This window comes from Vibrio scophthalmi LMG 19158, from assembly GCF_000222585.1.
Classification (GTDB): domain Bacteria; phylum Pseudomonadota; class Gammaproteobacteria; order Enterobacterales; family Vibrionaceae; genus Vibrio; species Vibrio scophthalmi.
Window position 1 is genome coordinate 1 of sequence record NZ_AFWE01000105.1, and the last position, 1,494, is coordinate 1,494.

1 rRNA gene is annotated in these 1,494 nt (G+C 53.7%); it reads right to left on the minus strand.

Annotated features, from left to right (window positions below):
* Positions 1-44 precede the first annotated feature (44 nt).
* Positions 45-1,494 (minus strand): 16S ribosomal RNA (locus tag RH88_RS08745); the annotation flags it as partial.

Consider the following 1,494-nt stretch of genomic DNA (forward strand, 5'->3'; position numbering starts at 1 on the left):
AAACCATCAATCTGTGTGGACACTCATCGTGAGTAATCATCGTATAAGGAGGTGATCCAGCGCCAGGTTCCCCTAGCGCTACCTTGTTACGACTTCACCCCAGTCATGAACCACAAAGTGGTGAGCGTCCTCCTCGAAAGGTTAAACTACCCACTTCTTTTGCAGCCCACTCCCATGGTGTGACGGGCGGTGTGTACAAGGCCCGGGAACGTATTCACCGTGGCATTCTGATCCACGATTACTAGCGATTCCGACTTCATGGAGTCGAGTTGCAGACTCCAATCCGGACTACGACGCACTTTTTGGGATTCGCTCACCATCGCTGGTTGGCAGCCCTCTGTATGCGCCATTGTAGCACGTGTGTAGCCCTACTCGTAAGGGCCATGATGACTTGACGTCGTCCCCACCTTCCTCCGGTTTATCACCGGCAGTCTCCCTGGAGTTCCCGACATTACTCGCTGGCAAACAAGGATAAGGGTTGCGCTCGTTGCGGGACTTAACCCAACATTTCACAACACGAGCTGACGACAGCCATGCAGCACCTGTCTCAGAGCTCCCGAAGGCACACCTGCGTCTCCGCTGGCTTCTCTGGATGTCAAGAGTAGGTAAGGTTCTTCGCGTTGCATCGAATTAAACCACATGCTCCACCGCTTGTGCGGGCCCCCGTCAATTCATTTGAGTTTTAATCTTGCGACCGTACTCCCCAGGCGGTCTACTTAACGCGTTAGCTCCGAAAGCCACGGCTCAAGGCCACAACCTCCAAGTAGACATCGTTTACGGCGTGGACTACCAGGGTATCTAATCCTGTTTGCTCCCCACGCTTTCGCATCTGAGTGTCAGTATCTGTCCAGGGGGCCGCCTTCGCCACCGGTATTCCTTCAGATCTCTACGCATTTCACCGCTACACCTGAAATTCTACCCCCCTCTACAGTACTCTAGTCTGCCAGTTTCAAATGCAATTCCGAGGTTGAGCCCCGGGCTTTCACATCTGACTTAACAAACCACCTGCATGCGCTTTACGCCCAGTAATTCCGATTAACGCTCGCACCCTCCGTATTACCGCGGCTGCTGGCACGGAGTTAGCCGGTGCTTCTTCTGTCGCTAACGTCAAATAATTACGCTATTAACGCAACTACCTTCCTCACGACTGAAAGTGCTTTACAACCCGAAGGCCTTCTTCACACACGCGGCATGGCTGCATCAGGCTTGCGCCCATTGTGCAATATTCCCCACTGCTGCCTCCCGTAGGAGTCTGGACCGTGTCTCAGTTCCAGTGTGGCTGATCATCCTCTCAGACCAGCTAGGGATCGTCGCCTTGGTGAGCCATTACCTCACCAACTAGCTAATCCCACCTGGGCTAATCTTGACGCGAGAGGTCCGAAGATCCCCCTCTTTGGCCCGTAGGCATTATGCGGTATTAGCCATCGTTTCCAATGGTTATCCCCCACATCAAGGCATATTCCCAGGCATTACTCACCCGTCCGCCGCTCGTCA